This window comes from Stenotrophomonas sp. S39 (assembly GCF_016624665.1).
Classification (GTDB): Bacteria; Pseudomonadota; Gammaproteobacteria; order Xanthomonadales; family Xanthomonadaceae; genus Stenotrophomonas.
In genome coordinates, this window is the sequence record NZ_JACVTT010000059.1 from 12,036 (window position 1) to 29,427 (window position 17,392).

The following is a 17,392-nucleotide window of genomic DNA, read 5'->3' on the forward strand; positions in this document are numbered from 1 at the left end:
CCTCAATGCGTGATGTCGTCATGGGCCAGATCCCCCGGGCGGATGGTCGGCGGCGTGGTGAAGGTGTGCGCCGGCGCCGGCGACGGCAGCGTCCACTCCAGGCCGCGCGCACCTTCCCAGCTGCGCGCTTCGGCCTTTTCGCCATTGCGCAGCGAGGACAGCAGGATCGCGGCCATCATGAACGGCGTGGCGAACATGCCGAACGCACCGATCGAGCTGATCAGGTTCCAGTCGGCGAAGGCCACGCTGTAATCGGGGATGCGGCGCGGCATGCCGGCCAGGCCGAGGAAATGCTGCGGGAAGAACAGCAGGTTGACGAACACGATCGACCACCAGAAGTGCACCTTGGCCCACTTCTCGCTGTACATGCGCCCGGTCCACTTCGGCCACCAGTAGTACACCGCGGCGATCAGCGCGAACACCGCGCCGGTCACCAGCACGTAGTGGAAGTGGGCCACCACGAAGTAGGTGTCGTGGTACTGGAAGTCGGCCGCCACGATCGCCAGCATCAGGCCGGAGAAACCACCGATGGTGAACAGGATGACGAAGGCCACCGACCACAGCATCGGCGCCTCGAACGTCAGCGAGCCACGCCACATGGTGCTGACCCAGTTGAATACCTTCACGCCGGTCGGGATCGAGATCAGCATGGTGGCGAACATGAAGTAGATCTCGCCGCCCAGCGGCATGCCCACGGTGAACATGTGGTGGGCCCAGACGATGAACGACAGGAAGGCGATCGCGGCGGTGGCGTACACCATTGCCTGGTAGCCGAACAGCGGCTTGCGGCTGAAGGTCGGGATGATCTCGCTGACCACGCCGAAGGCGGGCAGGATCATGATGTAGACCTCAGGATGGCCGAAGAACCAGAAGATGTGCTGGTACATCACCGGGTCACCGCCACCGGCGGCGTTGAAGAAGCTGGTGCCGAAGAACTTGTCGGTCAGCAGCATGGTCACTGCACCGGCCAGCACCGGCATCACCGCAATCAGCAGGAAGGCGGTGATCAGCCAGGCCCAGCAGAAGATCGGCATCTTCAGCAGGTCGATGCCCGGCGCACGCATGTTGAGCACGGTGGCGATGATGTTGATCGCGCCCATGATCGAGCTGATGCCGGCGACGTGGATGGCGAACACGCTGAAGGCCACGTTGTAGCCGCCCTGCAGCGACAGCGGCGGGTACAGCGTCCAGCCACCGGCCGGTGCGCCACCGGGCAGGAACAGGGTCAGCAGCAGCAGGCTGAAGGCCACCGGCAGCAGCCAGAACGACCAGTTGTTCATGCGCGGCAGGGCCATGTCCGGCGCGCCGATCTGCAGCGGAATCATCCAGTTGGCCAGGCCGACGAAGGCCGGCATGACGCCGCCGAAGATCATCACCAGGGCATGCACGGTGGTCATCTGGTTGAAGAACTCGGGCTTGACGAACTGCAGGCCCGGCTGCGCCAGTTCGGCCCGGATCACCACGCTCATCGCCGCACCGATGATGAACATGATGAAGCTGAAGCCCAGGTACAGCGTGCCGATGTCCTTGTGGTTGGTCGAGAAGAACCAACGCTCGAAGAAACTCTGGTGGTGGTGGTGATCGTCGTGCCCAACTGCCGAGTGCGCCATCGCAAAACACCTCTCAGAATCGGTTGTCGCCACGGCCGCGAACGGCCGCGGGCTTTACATCACGCGCCGCTGGCTGCGGTGGCAGGGGTATCGCCGGCTTCGGCCGCCGCCGGTGCGGCCGGCGCTGCCGGCGCCTCGCCTGCCGGTGCCGCCGGTTCGGCCGGTGCCGCAGGCGTGGCAGGCGCAGCCGGTGCCGGCTTGCGCTGCGCCAGCCACTGCTTGAAGTCTTCCTTGGACACGGCCTCGACCACGATCGGCATGAAGCCATGGTCCTTGCCGCACAGCTCGGCGCACTGCCCGCGGTACACACCGGGCTGCTCGATGCTGGTCCAGGCTTCATTGATGAAGCCGGGGATGGCGTCCTGCTTCCAGCCCAGCGCCGGCACCCACCAGGCGTGGATCACGTCATCAGAAGTAATGACGAAGCGCACCTTGGTATCGACCGGCAGCACCAGCCGGTTGTCCACGTCCAGCAGGTAATGCGGGTGGCTTTCGCGGGTGGGCACCACGCCACTCTGCCGCACGCGGTCGGACTCGCGGTCCAGGCGGCTGGTGAAGGTGACGTTCTCGCCGAGGTATTCGTACTTCCACATCCACTGGTAGCCGGTGACCTTCACCGTCATCTCGGCATCGCGGGTGTCGTACATCTTGATCAGGTTGGCCGTGGCCGGCCACGCCATCACGATCAGGATGATCACCGGGATCACCGTCCAGATCACCTCGGCCTTGGTGTTGTGGCTGAAGGTGGCGGCCACCGCACCCTTGGATTTGCGGAACTTGAAGATGGCGTAGGCCATCGCCCCGAACACGATGACGCCGATCACCGTGCAGATGATCAACGACAGGTTGTTCGACTCCCAGGCCAGGCGTGAGGTCTGGGTCACCCCCTTGCCCATGTTCAGCTGCCACGGCTTGGGATCGGCGGCCTGCGCCCATGCCCATGCCGGAACCAGTCCCCCGGCCACCAGGCTGGCGACCGCTGCAACGCACTTCGTGCCCCACCTGCTGCTTTGCTTCATTGCCTAGACCCTTAGCGTCGTCGGTTGCCGCCATCGCTGGCGGCGAGCAAGCCTTCAAGCATTTCAGCGAGCGTCTGGCGTTCGGCCGGCGCGAGGAAACTCCCCACCTCCACCTGCCGTCCGCTGGATGCCAGCCGGACCCTCTCGTCGTCGGTGAGCAGGCGCACCCAATGCGGGTGGGCCCGGAACACCGGCGATCCACCGGGTACGGGGATGACCTCCACGCACGCCGGCACGACCCGGATCTCCTCCTGCCGTTCACCGCTGCGCCACAAGGCGCGCAAGGCGGCTGCCAGCAACAGGCTGTACAGCAGCGCGAACAGGGGGGCGAATGCATTGCCGGCCAACCACCCGAGGGCGGAGACCAGCCACATCGCACCCGACAACACAGCAAACAACAGGATGAACTGCCGGGCATCGAGCGCCCGTGGGGGACGCAGCCGCAGCTGCGTACCTGACCCATCCGGAGCTGGAAGCACCTCGATCATGTCGCAACCGCGTTCCTGCCGCGGGAAACGTCTCGATGGTAGCCCCGCCCTCTCACCGGTAGCAAGGGTCCATTCACACTTTTTCCCATGTTGCAATACAGCATGACCCCGGCGGCGCGAATGACGAATTCAGCACAAATGCTGTCGAGCTTTCTGAACACGCTGAATCCACCACGGCTAGGGGCTATCAGCCCTCTACAAAGGTGTCTGCGGGGCACTTCCGCAGGGCGCAAAAATGATTAAAATCGCCAAGTTTTCCACTGGCCGGATCGGCATGAACGCACCCTCCTCCTCCCCTGCCGCCCACGACGCCCCGCGTCCGGGCGCGCTGCTGTCGCCGGAACTGCCGGCGTCCCCCAACCCGTTCCGCCAGGCCATCACCGATGCCTGGTTGAAGGACGAGGCCAGCCATGTGCGCGAGCTGCTGGCCCAGGCCCGGCTGCCCGCCGAGGAGCAGGCCCGCGTGCAGGCGCTGGCCGCCGACCTGGTCGGCCGGGTGCGCGTGCGCGCCAAGGACCAGGGGGCGATCGAAGCCTTCATGCGCCAGTACGACCTGGGCAGCGAGGAAGGCGTGCTGCTGATGTGCGTGGCCGAGGCGCTGCTGCGCATTCCGGACCAGGACACCGCCGACAAGCTGATCCGCGACAAGCTGGCCGACGCCGACTGGGAAAAGCACCTGGGCGGCAGCGACTCGGTGCTGGTCAACGCCTCCACCTGGGGCCTGATGCTGACCGGCAAGCTGGTGCAGATGAACGACGCCACCCGCGCCGACGCCCCCAGCGCCTTCAAGCGCCTGGTCGGCCGCGTCGGTGAGCCGGTGGTGCGCCTGGCCGTGCGCCAGGCCATGAAGATCATGGGCCACCAGTTCGTCATGGGCCGCACCATCAGCGAAGCGCTGTCGCGCTCGCACAAGGGCGACAACGCCAGCTACCGCTACTCCTTCGACATGCTGGGCGAAGGCGCGCTGACCATGAAGGACGCGCTGCGCTACCTGGAAGACTACCGTCGTGCGATCCACGCCATCGGCGGCGATCACAAGGCACGCGGCGGCCGTCCCGACGGCGACGTCAACAACGCCCCGGGCATCTCCATCAAGCTGTCGGCGCTGTACCCGCGCTACGAGCACGCCAAGCGCGAGCGCGTGCTGACCGACCTGGTGCCGGGCGTGCTGGAACTGGCACAGCTGGCCAAGAGCTACGGCATCGGCTGCACCGTCGACGCCGAAGAATCCGACCGCCTGGAACTGTCGCTGGACATCATCGAACAGGTGTTCGGCGATGCCTCGCTGGCGGGCTGGGATGGCTTCGGCGTGGTTGTGCAGGCCTACCAGAAGCGCACCCCGTACACGATCGACCACCTGGCCGACATGGCGCGCCGCGCCGGTCGCCGCCTGCAGGTGCGCCTGGTCAAGGGCGCCTACTGGGATGCCGAGATCAAGCGCGCGCAGATCGAAGGCTACCCGGGCTACCCGGTGTTCACCCGCAAGCAGAACACCGACGTGTCCTACCTGGCGTGCGCCAAGCGCCTGTTCACCCATGCCGACGCGATCTACCCGATGTTCGCCACGCACAATGCGCACACCATCGCAGCGGTGCGCAGCATCGCCAACGGCGGCGTGTACGAGCACCAGAAGCTGCACGGCATGGGCGACGACCTGTACGCCGAAGTGGTGCCGGCCGACCGCCTGGGCCTGCCGTGCCGCGTGTATGCGCCGGTCGGTTCGCATGAAGACCTGCTGCCGTACCTGGTGCGCCGCCTGCTGGAAAACGGCGCCAACTCCAGCTTCGTCAACCGCATCACCGACGAACGCGTGCCGATCGCCGACCTGATCCGCGATCCGGTCGAGATGGTCGCCTCGTTCGCCTCGATCCCCCACCCGAAGATCCCGCTGCCGGTTGACCTGCTGCGCAGCCAGAACCACGACAGGAAGAACTCCATGGGCGCCAACCTCGCCAACGACAACGAACTGCGCGCCCTGGCCGAGCAGATCAACGCGGCTGTGAAGTCTTGGCAGGCCGCTCCGCTGGTACCGGGTGCCAATCCGGCCGGTGCCGCGCTGCCGGTGACCAACCCAGCCGACACCCGCGAAGTGGTCGGCCAGTGGCTGGCCGCCGATGCTGCCACCGTGCAGAAGGCCCTGGCCAATGCCGTGGCCGCACAGCCGGCCTGGAACCGCACCCCGGCCGCCAGCCGCGCCGCCATCCTCGAGCACGCCGCCGACCAGCTGGAAGCGCGCATGCCGGAATTCATGGCGCTGTGCGTGAAGGAAGCCGGCAAGAGCCTGCCCGACAGCATCGCCGAAGTGCGCGAAGCCGTGGATTTCCTGCGCTACTACGCCAAGCAGGCGCGCGAGCAGTTCAGCCACGCCGAGAAGCTGCCCAGCCCGACCGGTGAATCCAACGAACTGCAGCTGCACGGCCGCGGCGTGTTCGTCTGCATCAGCCCGTGGAACTTCCCGCTGGCGATCTTCCTGGGCCAGGTGGCCGCTGCACTGGCCGCCGGCAACAGCGTCATCGCCAAGCCGGCCGAACAGACCAACCTGATCGGCTACTACGCGGTGAAGCTGCTGCACGACGCCGGCGTACCGGCCGAGGTGGTGCAGTTCCTGCCGGGCGACGGCGCCACCGTCGGTGCCGCGCTGACCGCCGACCCGCGCGTGGCCGGCGTGGCCTTCACCGGTTCCACCGACACCGCCCGTGCGATCAACCGCGCGATGGCCGCACGTGACGCCGCCATCGGCGTGCTGATCGCCGAGACCGGCGGCCAGAACGCCTTCATCGCTGACTCCTCGGCGCTGCCGGAACAGCTGGTCAAGGACGCGATCGGTTCGGCCTTCACCTCCGCCGGCCAGCGTTGCTCGGCCGCGCGCGTGCTGTTCGTGCAGGACGACATCGCCGACAAGGTGATGACCATGCTGGCCGGTGCAATGAAGGAACTGAAGGTCGGCAACCCCGGCCTGCTGTCCACCGACGTCGGTCCGGTGATCGACGCCGATGCGCTGAAGATCCTGCAGGACCACGCCGAGCGCATGGACCGCGAAGCGCGCCTGATCGCTGCTGCCGAGCTCTCGGCCGAAGCGGCCAACGGCACCTTCTTCGCACCGCGTGCGTATGAACTGAAGGACCTCGGCCAGCTGCAGAAGGAAGTGTTCGGTCCTGTGCTGCACGTCATCCGCTGGAAGGGCGACCAGCTGGATGCGGTGATCGACCAGATCAACGCCACCGGCTACGGCCTGACCCTGGGCGTGCATTCGCGCATCGACGAGACCGTCGACCGCATCAGCAACGGCGTCCACGTCGGCAACGTCTACGTCAACCGCAACCAGATCGGTGCGGTGGTCGGCGTGCAGCCGTTCGGCGGCCAGGGCCTGTCCGGTACCGGCCCGAAGGCCGGCGGCCCGCACTACCTGCTGCGCTTCGCCACCGAGAAGACGGTGACGGTGAATACCACCGCTGCCGGTGGCAACGCCTCGCTGCTGACCCTGGGCGACTGATCGTCTGCATCATGCAGTGAACGAAAAACCCCGCGAAAGCGGGGTTTTTTGTGCGATCACGCCACCACGCTGAACCGGTTGTCCGCGCGCTCGGCCAACGCGTCCTGCACCCTCGCGATGCGCGTTTCCAGATCGCCTTCCAGCAGCATGTACCCGACACCCCGCGCCTGCAGTTCGCGCACGTACCACGCATGCTGCTGCGCACGGAACGACTCGCCCACCCGCGTGCCATCCTGGTCGAACGCAATGTCCGGCGCGCACAGGAACAGCAGGTCGTAGGGCCGCAACGCCGCCTGCAGCAGCGCCTGCGGCGCCGTGCCGAACATCCAGCCGCTGTAGCCCAGGGTCACCAGCGGCGTGGTATCGCAGAACAGCCAGCGCTGCGCCGCCAGCGCGGCCGCCTCCTCACGCCGGGGCTGCTCCTCGGCAATGCGCAGCAGATCCTGCGCCTGCAGCTCACCGCCCTGCGCTTCCCACAGCGTGCGACCGTACTCGGGCACCCACTGCGTACCCATGCGTCCGGCCAGCACGCGCGCCAGCGTGGTCTTGCCGGTGGACTCGCCGCCGATGAACGCCACGCGCTGCACGTAGGCCGCGTACACCTCCGCTGAAAGACTCTGCCGGTGTGCATGCGGATCGCCGCGCAGCTGGGTGCCGCTGGCCTGGCCGACATCGAGGCTGCGCTCCAGCCGCTGGTGCTGCACCGGCGCGTTGAAATGCCCGGCCAGCGCAGCCGCGAAGCCGTCGCCGTAGTCCTCGCCGGTGAACACCGCCTGCACCGGCCCACCAAACAGGTGCAGGCACAACCAGGCGGTGAAATCGCGCTGCGCCTGCTCGCTGTCATCGTCCCGTGGCAGCACGCGCGGTGGCAGACCGTGCTGTTCGCAGAGCGCCGCCAGGCGTGCATCGTCCAGCACCGCAACCGTCGCCTGCGGGAAGCGCGCACGCAGCCAGCGCTCGCGGCGCGCGGCGCTGTAACCGGCAAAGCCGGGCTGCGACCAGCTGATCACCCGCAAGGCCCGGCAGCGGGAGGCCGCAAAGTCGATCAGGCGTTCGTGGCCGCGGTGCAGCGGGCAGAACTTGCCCACCACCAGCCCCCGCTCGACGCGCTCAGGCAGCGGCATCGGCCGCCCTGGCCTCGGCACGCATCAGGTTGCGCCAATGGCGCAGCGCCACCAGCGCATTGATCCAGAAGCCGATGTAGAGGATCGAGGTCAGGTGCAGGCCGCGGCTGTAGTACAGCGGCACGGCGATGGTGTTGACCAGCAGCCACACCCACCACGATTCCAGCTTGCGCCGCATCATCAGGATCTGCGCGATCACGCTCAGCACCAGCACCGCCGAATCGATGTAGGGCGCGTAGGCATGGGTGAGGCGGGTCAGCATCCAGCCGTAGGCAACGGTGGCCACCACCGCCAGCGGCAGCAGCCAGGCCCACGCCCGCGGGCGCACCGGGGTGATCGGCAGGGGCGCGCCGTGGTCGCCGCGCAGCCACTGCCACCAGCCCAGCACGCTGATGGCGATGAAGAAGAACTGCAGCACCATGTCCGCATACAGGTGCGAACGCTCGAACACCGCCGCGAACAGGGCGCAGCCGACGATGCCCATCCACCAGGTGTGCACGTTGTTGCGCCCGGCCAGCAGGATCGAGCCGGCGACGGCGATGTTGGCAGCCAGCTCCAGCTGGAAGTTCGGATCGGTCAGATTCATGGCGCCATTGTCGTTGATCCGCGCGGCGAACGTGGATGGCACAGGTACCCGTTCCGTGCACGCCATGCGTGGATGGGCCTTACACGCGTTCCATGAAGGCCTCCACCGGCCCACCCTCGCATTTCCAGTCCGCATACACGCCCACCATCCCGCACTCGGCGCAGCGGCAACCGATATAGAGCCACTGGACGTCCTGCGTCCCCTCATACAGCGCCACGCCGCAGTGGATCGACAACGCCGCGTTGTCGCACATGCAGACGTGCTCATCCAGATTGGCCTCGGCCAGGTACTCTGCGCTGTCGAACATCAGGTGCGATTCCCCGCACGCCACGCAGTCGCGGCGAGCAGCCCCTTCCACCTCGTCGTCAAACAGATGGAAGCGGGCCGAACCGCAGCTGCACAGCGCCGCGCGGAACAACGTGGCCGGGTAGCCCGCCGCCCTGCTGTAGTTGCCGATCACCGCGGCGATGTCGCCGTCCTCGTCGCCGTACCAGTACTTGCCCTTGCGCGTGAGCGCCATCGTTGCCTCCAGCAGGAATCCATCCACCGTGATTGTGCCTGTGCGGTAGATCCATGCCATGCGTGGATGGCTCATCCCACAAAAAGAAAGCCCCGCTTGCGCGGGGCTCCCTCGTGCTGCTTCAGGCCTTAGCCTGGATCAGAACTTGTACTGGAACGACGCAGCCAGCACGTCACCACGGACCTTGTACTTGCCCGACAGCGAGTTGCCCTGGTTGTTGGTGGTCGCAGCAACATTCACGTTCGGGTCGCTGGTGAACAGGTGGGTGTAACCGAAGTTGTATTCGGTGTTGGCCGACGGGGTCCAGCCCACGCCCAGCGACAGCCACTTGCGGCTGGTATCCGGCACGCGCACGTCACGGTGGGCATCGGTGGTCGGCGTCTGGTCCAGGGCCACACCGCCGCGCAGAGTGACCGTGTCGCTCAGCTTGAAGTCCGTACCCAGCGAGACGAAGGTGGTATCGCGGTAGCCGAAGTCCAGCACCGAATCCGGCTGCGCCGAAGCGTAATCGATGGTGACCTGGTCGAAGGCGGTCGACCAGGCCGTGCGGGTGACGTCACCCATCACGGTCCAGCGGTCGTTGACCTTGTGGGTCACGCTCAGGGTGGCCGAAGCCGGCAGCTTCACCGTGGCCTTGCCGCTGGTCGTTACGAAACGACCCGGCTGCGCTGCAGCCAGCACGGTTGCAGCAGCGGGCGGCACGACGAAGGTGGCGTCACCGCCGGTGATCTTGTGCTCGACCTTGGAGCGGTAGCTGAGGCCGATATGGGTGTTCTCATCAAGGCTGAACAGACCGCCGACGGTCCAACCCACGGCATTGTTGTCGCCTTCCACGGTCAGCTTGCCATCGGCGCTGCCCGGGGCGAAGCCCGGGACGCGCGACTGGGCCAGCGCGGTACCGAAGTCGATGTTGTTGCTCAGTTCAATGGTCAGGTGCTCAACGAACACCGATGCACCGAACGACACGTACGGATTTACGTCATAGGACGCGGCGAAGCCAAGGTCGATGGCCTTCAGGTCGGTCTTCAGACCGCTGTAGCGACCCACCCAGCCGTTGTCGTATTCGGTCTTGAAGCCGAACGGAGCGGTCAGCGAGACACCGAAGTGCGCCTTCTCGCCGATCGGCATATGGAAGTACGCGGCCGGCACCGGAGCGATCATGCCGGCATCGCCACCGTCGCTGCCGGTCTGTGCGGCGCCGGTCGGCTTACGACCCTGGCCCTTGAACTCGGCCTTGAAGCTGATCGCGCTGAGGTCACCCTGGACCATGGTACCGTCCAGCTGGCGCATGCCGGCCGGGTTGACGGCGATGATGGAGGCGTCGCCCTCGGCGCTGCCAGAGCCGGCGAACGCACGGCCCAGGCCCTTGGCGCTGTTTTCCTTCAGCTGGAAGGCAGCAGCGTTGGCATCGGCGGCGGCCAGCGCACCGGCAACGCCGACGGCCAGCAGGGTCAGTCGGGCAATGGTGGAAGCAGTTTGCATCGTGTTCTCTCTCCGGTAAGCGGTGATGGTGCTCTGAGTGCGCCTGCGCCTACCGGACCCGCAAAGGTCCGCCAGAACGCGCCGGATTCCCCTCCCGACATACGACGCCGTATGCGAGTATTACCCAGAGCCGTTAATGAAACAATAACAGCAGCGGCCGTATTTCCGGTGCGAAAACTGAACAGGCGCCACGCCCGCGCATAGTCCCGGCACGCTAGGCTAGCGCCCATGTTCGTGTCTCTCCCGTCCCGCAAGAAGGCCACGCTGCGCTGGGCTACACCCGTGCTGTTTGCGGCACTGTGGCTGGCGTTCCTGTGGTCGATCTCGCGCCCGTGGGACGCCCGCAACAGCCTCTGGCTGGACTGGGGCGCCCTGTCCACCGGCCTGACCCACCCGCTGGACTGGTGGGCGACCCTGCAGGACGGCAGCGTGCTGCGGTTGTTCACCGCCCTGTTCCTGCATGCTGACTGGTCACACCTGCTGGGCAACCTGGTGTTCCTGCTCATCTTCGGCCTGCCCGCCGAACGGGTGCTGGGGCCCTGGCGCCTGATGCTGCTGTTCCTGGTGGGGGGCGCGGTGTCCAACCTGGTGGCGATCTACACCATGGGCAGCCCGGACCAGATCATCATCGGCGCCAGCGGCGCGGTGTCGGCCATGATCGGCGCCTACCTGGCCCTGTTCCCGGCCGCCCGGCTGGGCGTGGTCATCCCGCTGGGCCTGTTCCTGGAGTTCGTGCGCGCCCCGGCCTACCTGCTGATCGGCGTCTGGGCCGCACTGCAGGTGGTGTTCGCCCACATCGGCCCCAGCTTCGGAATGGTGGCCTGGTGGGCGCACATCGGCGGCTTCGTGTTCGGCCTGCTGTACGGCGTGTACGTGCGCGCGGCCATCGCCCGCAAGCTGCGCAAGCGCCACGGCTTCTGACCACCGGGTAGTGCCGGCCGCTGGCCGGCTCCCCCTCAGCGGTTGCGGGCGCGGCTGACCAGCAACGTGTTGTGGTGGGTATCGAACACCAGCGTTGCGCCACCTTCCAGCGCCACGGCGTATTCGAAGAACGGCAGCTCGCCCAGCAGAGGCAGAAGCTCGCTCGCCTGCAGTGACCACACCGGCCAGGGCGGTGCGCACTCTTCGGAAACGATCAGCTGGATCTCTCCCTGCGCAGGGGCCAGCAGCTCCTCGAGCCGGGCAAGCCCCTGCATGCCATCGTCGTAGCAGGCGTGCACCTGCGTGGCCGGTGCGCCGTCCCACCAGAGAACCCGGTCGGGGGCGATACAGTGCCGATGCGCGAGCGCGTCCAGCCAAGGCCCGGCTACACCGGGCGCCCATGGCTCCCGGCCCAGCCGTCCAGCGATCAGGGTCGCAACGTCAGCGTCATCCATGAGGCGAGCTCCGTGTCGCCGGGCGTGGCCCGGCGCTACCTCAGGGCTTGGCCGGGGTTTCGGCTGGCTTTGCTTCCGGCTTTGCTTCCGGCTTCGCCTCGGCGGGTTTTGCTGCCTTCGCCGCCTTCTCCGCATCGGCCTTGGCCGCCTCCGCCTTCAGGCGCGCAGCCACCGAACCTGGGTTCTTCAGTTCGGCCAGGGCATCGTTGATCGGGGCATCGCCCGGCAGCACCGCGCCGGCGCGGTAGCCCTCGGTGCCTTCATCATCGCCACGCAGATGGCCCGGCAGGGTCGCCTCGCTGTAATCGCTCAGGCTGGCCGGCAGTGCATCTTCCTCCGGCGTCGGCGCCGGCTTCAGCTCCACGTCGGGCACGATGCCGGTGGCCTGGATCGACTTGCCGCTGGGCGTGTAATAGCGCGCGGTGGTCAGCTTGACCGAATCGCCGTTGTCCAGCGGCAGCACGGTCTGCACCGAGCCCTTGCCGAAGGTACGGCTGCCGACCACGCGCGCGCGCTTGTTGTCGCGCAGCGCACCGGCCAGCACTTCGGATGCGCTGGCCGAACCGGCGTCGGTCAGCACCACCACCGGTGCGCCCTTCAGCAGGTCGCCCGGGGTCGCATCGAAGCGTGCATCGCTGATGCTGATGCGGCCGCGGGTGCTGACGATGTTGCCCTTGTCGAGCAGGTCATCGGCCACCTGCACCGCAGCGGTCAGCAGGCCACCAGGATTGCTGCGCAGGTCCAGCACCAGGCCCTTGAGCTGGCCACCGGCCTGCTTCTGCAGCTGCTGCACGTGCTTCTGGAAATCAGAACCGGTATCGGCCTGGAAGGTGCTCAGGCGGATGTAGCCGTAGCCAGGTTCGAGCATGCGGCTCTTCACGCTGGTCACGCGGATGGTCTGCCGGGTCAGGCTGACGTCGAACGGCTTGGGCTTGCCGTCGCGCACGATGGTCAGCACCACCTTGCTGCCAGCGGGGCCACGCAGCGGTTCGCTGGCATCGATGGCGCTGATCGGCTTGCCGTCGATGGCGATGATCAGGTCGCCGGCGAGAATGCCGGCCTTGGCCGCCGGCGTGTCGTCGATCGGCGAGATGACCTTCATGCTGGCGTTGTCCGGCTGCTGCTGCAGCTCCACGCCGATGCCTTCGTAGGCGCCGTTGGCCTGTTCGTCGAAGGCCTCGGCGTCTTCCTTGTTGAAGTAGGTGCTGTGCGGATCGAGGTCCAGCAGCAGGCCGCGCACCGCCGACTGCATCAGCTTGTTGTCATCGACCGGATCGACATAGGCGGCGCGGACCGCGTTGTACACCGAGACGAAGCGACGGATGTCTTCCAGCGGCACCTTCGAGGTCACCGCCTCCTCGTTGCTCGCTGCCTGGCCGGAGGTATCGGTGGCGGCCGGCGCAGTCTGCTGCGCCCAGGACAGCGCTGGCATCAGGGCCAGCAAGAGGGTGGCGGTACGGGCTGCGCGCATGGATCACTCCTGTCGACGGTGGCATCGTGCCCAAGGCACATTCCCCGATTATGCGCGAAGCGTAGCTAAATTCCCGTTGAATCCGGCCCTGCCTGCGGTGCCTTCGATTCAGCGCCGCTGCAGCCAGCTGTCCGGGTTGACCGGCTGCCCGCCACGGCGCAGTTCGAAGTACAGCGCGGTGACGCCCTGGCCACCGGAATTGCCGACCTTGGCCACGGCATCGCCACGGCTGACCCGCGCGCCGGCATCCTTCAGCAGGGTGTCGTTGTGTGCGTACAGGCTCATGTAGCCGTTGCCATGGTCGACGATCAGGATCATGCCGTAGCCGGTCATCCAGTCGGAGAACACGACGGTGCCATCGGCCACAGCGGTGACGGTGCTGCCGGCCGGTGCGCCGATCAGCACGCCGCTGCTGGTGCGCCCGTCGGGCAGCTTGGCGCCATAGCGGGCCAGCAGGTTGCCGGACAACGGCCAGCCCAACCCGCCCACCTTCGGCGCAGGCGCAGAGGCCACGGCCGGCGGCACCTTGGTTGGCGGCGGCGGGCGGCCTTCGGCCTTGGCCTGGCGTGCCGCCTTCTCGGCAGCGGCCTTCTCCGCGGCCGCCTTGCGCGCGGCGGCGCGGCGTTCGGCCTCGGCACGGGCCGCCGCTGCGCGCAGGTTGGCCAGCAGCGTTTCCAGTGCCTTGGCATCCTGGCCAAGCGCCTGTTCCTTCTCGCGCCGGTCCTTGAAGCGTTCTTCCAGCGAGGCCACGGTCTGCGCGCGATCGCGGCGATCGGCGGCCAGCGTGGCCGCCTGCTGCTTCTGGTCGCGCTGCGCGCCCTGCAGGGTCTGCCGGCGCTCGGCAATCTGGGCCTGCAGCGTCTCCAGTTCCTTCAGGTCGCCGGTGAGGGTGGCGATGCGCTGGGCGCGCTCGCGCTGCAGGTAACGGTGATACGCCAGGGCGCGGTTGGCATCGGCCACCGTGTCCTGCGACAGCAGCAGCTTGAGCGGGGCATGGTTGCCGAGCTGGTAGGCCGCACGCAGCAGCCCGGCCAGTTCGCGGTTCTGCTGGGCCAGGTTGGCCTGCAGGGTCGCGCGGCGCTGCTCGGCCTCGGCCAGGGCCTGGTTCTGCTCGCGCAGCGCGGTTTCGGTCTGTGCCAGCATCCGGCCGCTGCGCGCGACCTTTTCATCCGCATCGCGCAACTGCCGCGAGGCCTGCCCGCGCTGGCCCTCGATCTGCCGGCGCTCCTGCGCAACGCCCTTCAGTTCGGTGCGCAGCTTCTGCAGCTTGCGCTCGGCCTCGCGGGTGGAGGCGGTCTGCGCACTGCCCGGCAGGGGAACCGCCAGGGCCAAGGCCAGCCCCAGCAACAGGCAACGCCCGGCGCGGGCAGCGGCGGTGTGATGTCGGCGTGAGGGGAAGACGTTGTCGCGCAAGGGCTTTCCAGTGACTTCAGGCAGTTGCAGGGGGTGCCCGGGAATGGTGACATCAACGCACGCGGCCTGCCAGCCGCACAACAACGAGGTCCCCCATGAAAACGCTCTCCATTCCGCTGCTGTTGGGCGCGCTGCTGGTCGCCGGCCCGCTCGGCGCGCAGGACAACATCAGCAAGGTCAACGGCAGCATCAGCGCCGATCCGGGCCAGCGCTACGGCAAGCTGGACACCGTCAACGGTGGCATCCGCGTCGGTGATGGCGTCGAGACCGGCAGCATCGACACCGTCAACGGCGGCGTCACCGTGGCCGACCGCGCACACACCGGCAGCATCGAGACGGTCAACGGCAGCGTGCGCCTGGGCCGTGAGGTCATTGCCCGCGGCGATGTCAGCACGGTCAACGGCAGCATCTTCAGCGACCACGGCAGCCAGATCGAGGGCGGCGTGGAAACGGTCAACGGTGGCATCGGCCTGGTCAACAGCCGCGTGCGCCAGGACGTGGAGACGGTCAACGGCGACATCACCGTGGGCATCGGCTCGCAGGTCGGTGGTGGCCTGCGCGTGCGCAAGCCGAACTTCAGCGTTTCGCTCACGGCCAGCCGCAAGCCGCGCGTGATCATCGGCCCGAACGCCGTGGTCGAAGGCGCCCTGCTGTTCGAGCGCGAGGTGGTGCTGTACGTGCACCGCACCGCGCGCGTCGGACCGATCACCGGTGCCGAGCCGATCCCGTTCGACACCGATACCGCGCCGGCGGACTGAGTCCCCGGCGCTGCAGTACGGGGAATGTTCCCCTTCACCGGCCGCGCCCGGCGTGGCCATCCCTCGTGTATCCAGGAAACGACGATGCCCCGCAAACTCCTCCTGTGCCTGGCCGCCGCGGCCGCGCTCAGCGCCTGCAAAGGCGAAGACACCTCCACCCCGGCACCGGCCGCCAGCCCCGACGCTGCGGCCACCCCGGCGGCCCACACCTTCTCGCCCGGCATCAACGCCGCCGACTTCAGCGAGATGGTCAAGACGCTGGCCTCGGACGAGTTCGAAGGCCGCGCCCCGGGCAGCAAGGGCGAAGAGCTGACGGTCAACTACATCCGCGACCAGATGCAGCGCATCGGCCTGCAGCCGGGCAACGGTGACAGCTGGTTCCAGGACGTGCCGATGACCGAGACCACGGCCGACGAGTCGACCGTGCTGAAGATCACCCAGGGCGGCAAGACCACCGAGCTGAAGTTCGGTACCGACATGGTGGTGGGCACCCGTACCGGCCAGGCCGAGGTGAAGGTCGATGCCAGCGACCTGGTGTTCGTCGGCTACGGCGTCGATGCGCCGGAACAGAAGTGGAACGATTACGCCGGCCAGGACTGGAAGGGCAAGACCGTCGTCATGTTCGTCAATGACCCGGGCTTCCATGTCGACGACGAGAAGCTGTTCGACGGCAAGCGCATGACCTACTACGGGCGCTGGACCTACAAGTTCGAGGAGGCCGCACGCAAGGGGGCTGCCGCCGCGCTGATCGTGCACGACACTGCCGGTGCGTCCTATGGCTGGGACGTGGTGAAGAACTCCTGGGCCGGCCCGCAGTACGACCTGCCTGCCAAGGATGATCCGGAAACCCGCATCCCGGTGCAGGGCTGGCTGAGCGCGGAGGCTGCCAAGGCGCTGTTCGCCGGTGCCGGCCTGGACCTGGCGCAGGCCTACAAGGATGCCAGCAAGCGCGGCTTCAAGCCGGTGCCGCTGAAGGCCACGGCCGCCGTCGACCTGAAGAGCCAGATCGCGCAGAAGCAGTCGCGCAACGTGGTGGGCGTGCTGCCGGGCAGCAAGCGTGCCGACGAAGCCGTGCTGTACATGGCCCACTGGGACCACCTGGGCAAGCATGAAGGCGAAGAAGGCGACAACATCTACAACGGTGCCGTGGACAACGCCACCGGCGTGGCAGGCATCCTCGAAGTGGCCGAGGCCATGGCCCATCAGGATCCCAAGCCGGAGCGTTCGGTGGTGTTCCTGGCGGTGACCCTGGAAGAGTCCGGCCTGCTGGGTTCCAAGTACTACGTGGCCCACCCGACCTTCCCGCTGGACAAGATCGCCGGTGTGATCAACATCGATGCGATGTCGGTGGCAGGGCGTGCCAAGGACGTGACGGTGACCGGCTTCGGCAGCTCGGAGCTGGAGGACATCCTCAAGCCGCTGGCCGCCGCACAGGACCGCACCCTGCACGGTGAGACCTCGGTGCAGAGCGGCTTCTACTTCCGCTCGGACCACTTCAACTTCGCCAAGGCCGGCGTGCCGGCGCTTTATGCCGACGGTGGCGAGGACCTGCGCGACGGCGGCGTCGAAGCGGGCCGCAAGGCGGCTGCCGATTACGGCAACAACCGTTACCACGGGCCGAAGGATGAGTTCGATGCCACCACGTGGAAGCTGGATGGCACCGTGGAAGACCTGGAGCTGATGTACGGCGTGGGCAAGGAACTGGCCGGCGGTGATCGCTGGCCGAACTGGTATGAAGGCAATCCCTTCAAGGCCGCCCGCGACGAGATGATGAAGAACAAGGCTCCGGCCCCGTAGAGCCGAGCTTGCTCGACTGAAGCGTCTTGAGGTCAAAGCGGCGCCCATAAGGGCGCCGCCTTTTTGTGCGTGGTAGGCGGCCCATCCACGCATGGCGTGGATCTACAGCCTTGGTTGGCACCGCGCAACGCGCGGCGACGCCGGCATCGTGATTATCCGCGCGCAAAGAAAAACCCCGCTGCGTCAGCAGCGGGGTTTTGGGTGTAAACCCTGGCGATGACCTACTCTCGCATGGCTTGAGCCACACTACCATCG

Annotated in this window: 14 protein-coding genes; 4 read left to right on the forward strand and 10 right to left on the reverse strand. The window is 67.2% G+C overall.

Going from position 1 to position 17,392, the window contains the following annotated elements:
• Nucleotides 1–2: 2 nt before the first annotated feature.
• From ctaD to IAE41_RS14975, 3 genes are read right to left on the reverse strand one after another with little or no spacing between them, the layout of a single operon-like run.
• Nucleotides 3–1,610, reverse strand: coding sequence for a cytochrome c oxidase subunit I (ctaD, locus tag IAE41_RS14965; RefSeq protein ID WP_057497455.1), 1,608 nt, complete (start codon nt 1,608–1,610; stop codon nt 3–5).
• A gap of 59 nt (nt 1,611–1,669) precedes the next feature.
• Nucleotides 1,670–2,629 (reverse strand): cytochrome c oxidase subunit II, encoded by a 960-nt coding sequence (gene coxB / locus IAE41_RS14970; protein WP_079225024.1) that lies wholly within the window; start codon nt 2,627–2,629, stop codon nt 1,670–1,672.
• A gap of 11 nt (nt 2,630–2,640) precedes the next feature.
• Nucleotides 2,641–3,117 carry a DUF2244 domain-containing protein gene (locus IAE41_RS14975; RefSeq protein ID WP_079225023.1) on the reverse strand — a complete coding sequence of 159 codons (477 nt, stop codon included), beginning with the start codon at nt 3,115–3,117 and terminating at the stop codon, nt 2,641–2,643.
• 274 nt (nt 3,118–3,391) lie between these two features.
• On the opposite strand from IAE41_RS14975, the gene putA reads away from it, so the two are divergent.
• Entirely contained in the window at nt 3,392–6,610 is a 3,219-nt protein-coding gene (putA, locus tag IAE41_RS14980; RefSeq protein WP_200733649.1) for a bifunctional proline dehydrogenase/L-glutamate gamma-semialdehyde dehydrogenase PutA, read from the forward strand.
• Between the two features lie 56 nt (nt 6,611–6,666).
• On the opposite strand, the gene IAE41_RS14985 is transcribed toward putA, so the two are convergent.
• The 4 genes from IAE41_RS14985 to IAE41_RS15000 all read right to left on the reverse strand — a co-directional run bounded on the left by IAE41_RS14985 (nt 6,667) and on the right by IAE41_RS15000 (nt 10,322).
• Nucleotides 6,667–7,734 carry an AAA family ATPase gene (locus tag IAE41_RS14985; protein ID WP_200733650.1) on the reverse strand — a complete coding sequence of 356 codons (1,068 nt, stop codon included), beginning with the start codon at nt 7,732–7,734 and terminating at the stop codon, nt 6,667–6,669.
• A complete protein-coding gene (gene pnuC, locus IAE41_RS14990) occupies nt 7,721–8,320 on the reverse strand; it encodes a nicotinamide riboside transporter PnuC (protein ID WP_200733651.1) in 600 nt (199 codons plus the stop codon). The genes IAE41_RS14985 and pnuC overlap by 14 nt, the downstream gene beginning before the upstream one ends.
• A gap of 79 nt (nt 8,321–8,399) precedes the next feature.
• Nucleotides 8,400–8,900: a hypothetical protein gene (locus tag IAE41_RS14995; protein ID WP_200733652.1), complete on the reverse strand. Its 501-nt coding sequence runs from the start codon at nt 8,898–8,900 to the stop codon at nt 8,400–8,402.
• A 78-nt stretch (nt 8,901–8,978) separates the two neighbouring features.
• Nucleotides 8,979–10,322 (reverse strand): outer membrane protein transport protein, encoded by a 1,344-nt coding sequence (locus tag IAE41_RS15000; RefSeq protein ID WP_200733653.1) that lies wholly within the window; start codon nt 10,320–10,322, stop codon nt 8,979–8,981.
• 228 nt (nt 10,323–10,550) lie between these two features.
• On the opposite strand from IAE41_RS15000, the gene IAE41_RS15005 reads away from it, so the two are divergent.
• Nucleotides 10,551–11,243, forward strand: coding sequence for a rhomboid family intramembrane serine protease (locus IAE41_RS15005; RefSeq protein ID WP_200733654.1), 693 nt, complete (start codon nt 10,551–10,553; stop codon nt 11,241–11,243).
• A 35-nt stretch (nt 11,244–11,278) separates the two neighbouring features.
• On the opposite strand, the gene IAE41_RS15010 is transcribed toward IAE41_RS15005, so the two are convergent.
• The 3 genes from IAE41_RS15010 to IAE41_RS15020 all read right to left on the reverse strand — a co-directional run bounded on the left by IAE41_RS15010 (nt 11,279) and on the right by IAE41_RS15020 (nt 14,582).
• Nucleotides 11,279–11,698, reverse strand: coding sequence for a hypothetical protein (locus tag IAE41_RS15010; protein WP_200733655.1), 420 nt, complete (start codon nt 11,696–11,698; stop codon nt 11,279–11,281).
• A gap of 40 nt (nt 11,699–11,738) precedes the next feature.
• Complete coding sequence (locus IAE41_RS15015) at nt 11,739–13,169, reverse strand: S41 family peptidase (protein ID WP_200733656.1); 1,431 nt, start codon at nt 13,167–13,169, stop codon at nt 11,739–11,741.
• Nucleotides 13,170–13,277: 108 nt separating this feature from the next.
• Nucleotides 13,278–14,582 (reverse strand): peptidoglycan DD-metalloendopeptidase family protein, encoded by a 1,305-nt coding sequence (locus tag IAE41_RS15020; RefSeq protein ID WP_200733657.1) that lies wholly within the window; start codon nt 14,580–14,582, stop codon nt 13,278–13,280.
• A 95-nt stretch (nt 14,583–14,677) separates the two neighbouring features.
• Between IAE41_RS15020 and IAE41_RS15025 the strand changes: the two genes are divergently transcribed.
• Nucleotides 14,678–15,340: a hypothetical protein gene (locus tag IAE41_RS15025; RefSeq protein ID WP_108745774.1), complete on the forward strand. Its 663-nt coding sequence runs from the start codon at nt 14,678–14,680 to the stop codon at nt 15,338–15,340.
• Between the two features lie 84 nt (nt 15,341–15,424).
• Entirely contained in the window at nt 15,425–17,137 is a 1,713-nt protein-coding gene (locus IAE41_RS15030) for a M28 family metallopeptidase (RefSeq protein ID WP_200733658.1), read from the forward strand.
• Nucleotides 17,138–17,392: the final 255 nt, after the last annotated feature.

Bases quoted from the DNA above. Each gene is read 5' to 3' on its own strand.
- IAE41_RS14995 (WP_200733652.1), bottom strand. From the start codon at position 8,900: ATGGCATGGATCTACCGCACAGGCACAATCACGGTGGATGGATTCCTG.
- IAE41_RS15015 (WP_200733656.1), bottom strand. From the start codon at position 13,169: ATGCGCGCAGCCCGTACCGCCACCCTCTTGCTGGCCCTGATGCCAGCG.
- IAE41_RS15005 (WP_200733654.1), top strand. From the start codon at position 10,551: ATGTTCGTGTCTCTCCCGTCCCGCAAGAAGGCCACGCTGCGCTGGGCT.
- IAE41_RS15030 (WP_200733658.1), top strand. From the start codon at position 15,425: ATGCCCCGCAAACTCCTCCTGTGCCTGGCCGCCGCGGCCGCGCTCAGC.
- IAE41_RS14985 (WP_200733650.1), bottom strand. From the start codon at position 7,734: ATGCCGCTGCCTGAGCGCGTCGAGCGGGGGCTGGTGGTGGGCAAGTTC.
- coxB (WP_079225024.1), bottom strand. From the start codon at position 2,629: ATGAAGCAAAGCAGCAGGTGGGGCACGAAGTGCGTTGCAGCGGTCGCC.
- pnuC (WP_200733651.1), bottom strand. From the start codon at position 8,320: ATGAATCTGACCGATCCGAACTTCCAGCTGGAGCTGGCTGCCAACATC.
- IAE41_RS15025 (WP_108745774.1), top strand. From the start codon at position 14,678: ATGAAAACGCTCTCCATTCCGCTGCTGTTGGGCGCGCTGCTGGTCGCC.
- putA (WP_200733649.1), top strand. From the start codon at position 3,392: ATGAACGCACCCTCCTCCTCCCCTGCCGCCCACGACGCCCCGCGTCCG.
- IAE41_RS15000 (WP_200733653.1), bottom strand. From the start codon at position 10,322: ATGCAAACTGCTTCCACCATTGCCCGACTGACCCTGCTGGCCGTCGGC.
- ctaD (WP_057497455.1), bottom strand. From the start codon at position 1,610: ATGGCGCACTCGGCAGTTGGGCACGACGATCACCACCACCACCAGAGT.
- IAE41_RS14975 (WP_079225023.1), bottom strand. From the start codon at position 3,117: ATGATCGAGGTGCTTCCAGCTCCGGATGGGTCAGGTACGCAGCTGCGG.
- IAE41_RS15010 (WP_200733655.1), bottom strand. From the start codon at position 11,698: ATGGATGACGCTGACGTTGCGACCCTGATCGCTGGACGGCTGGGCCGG.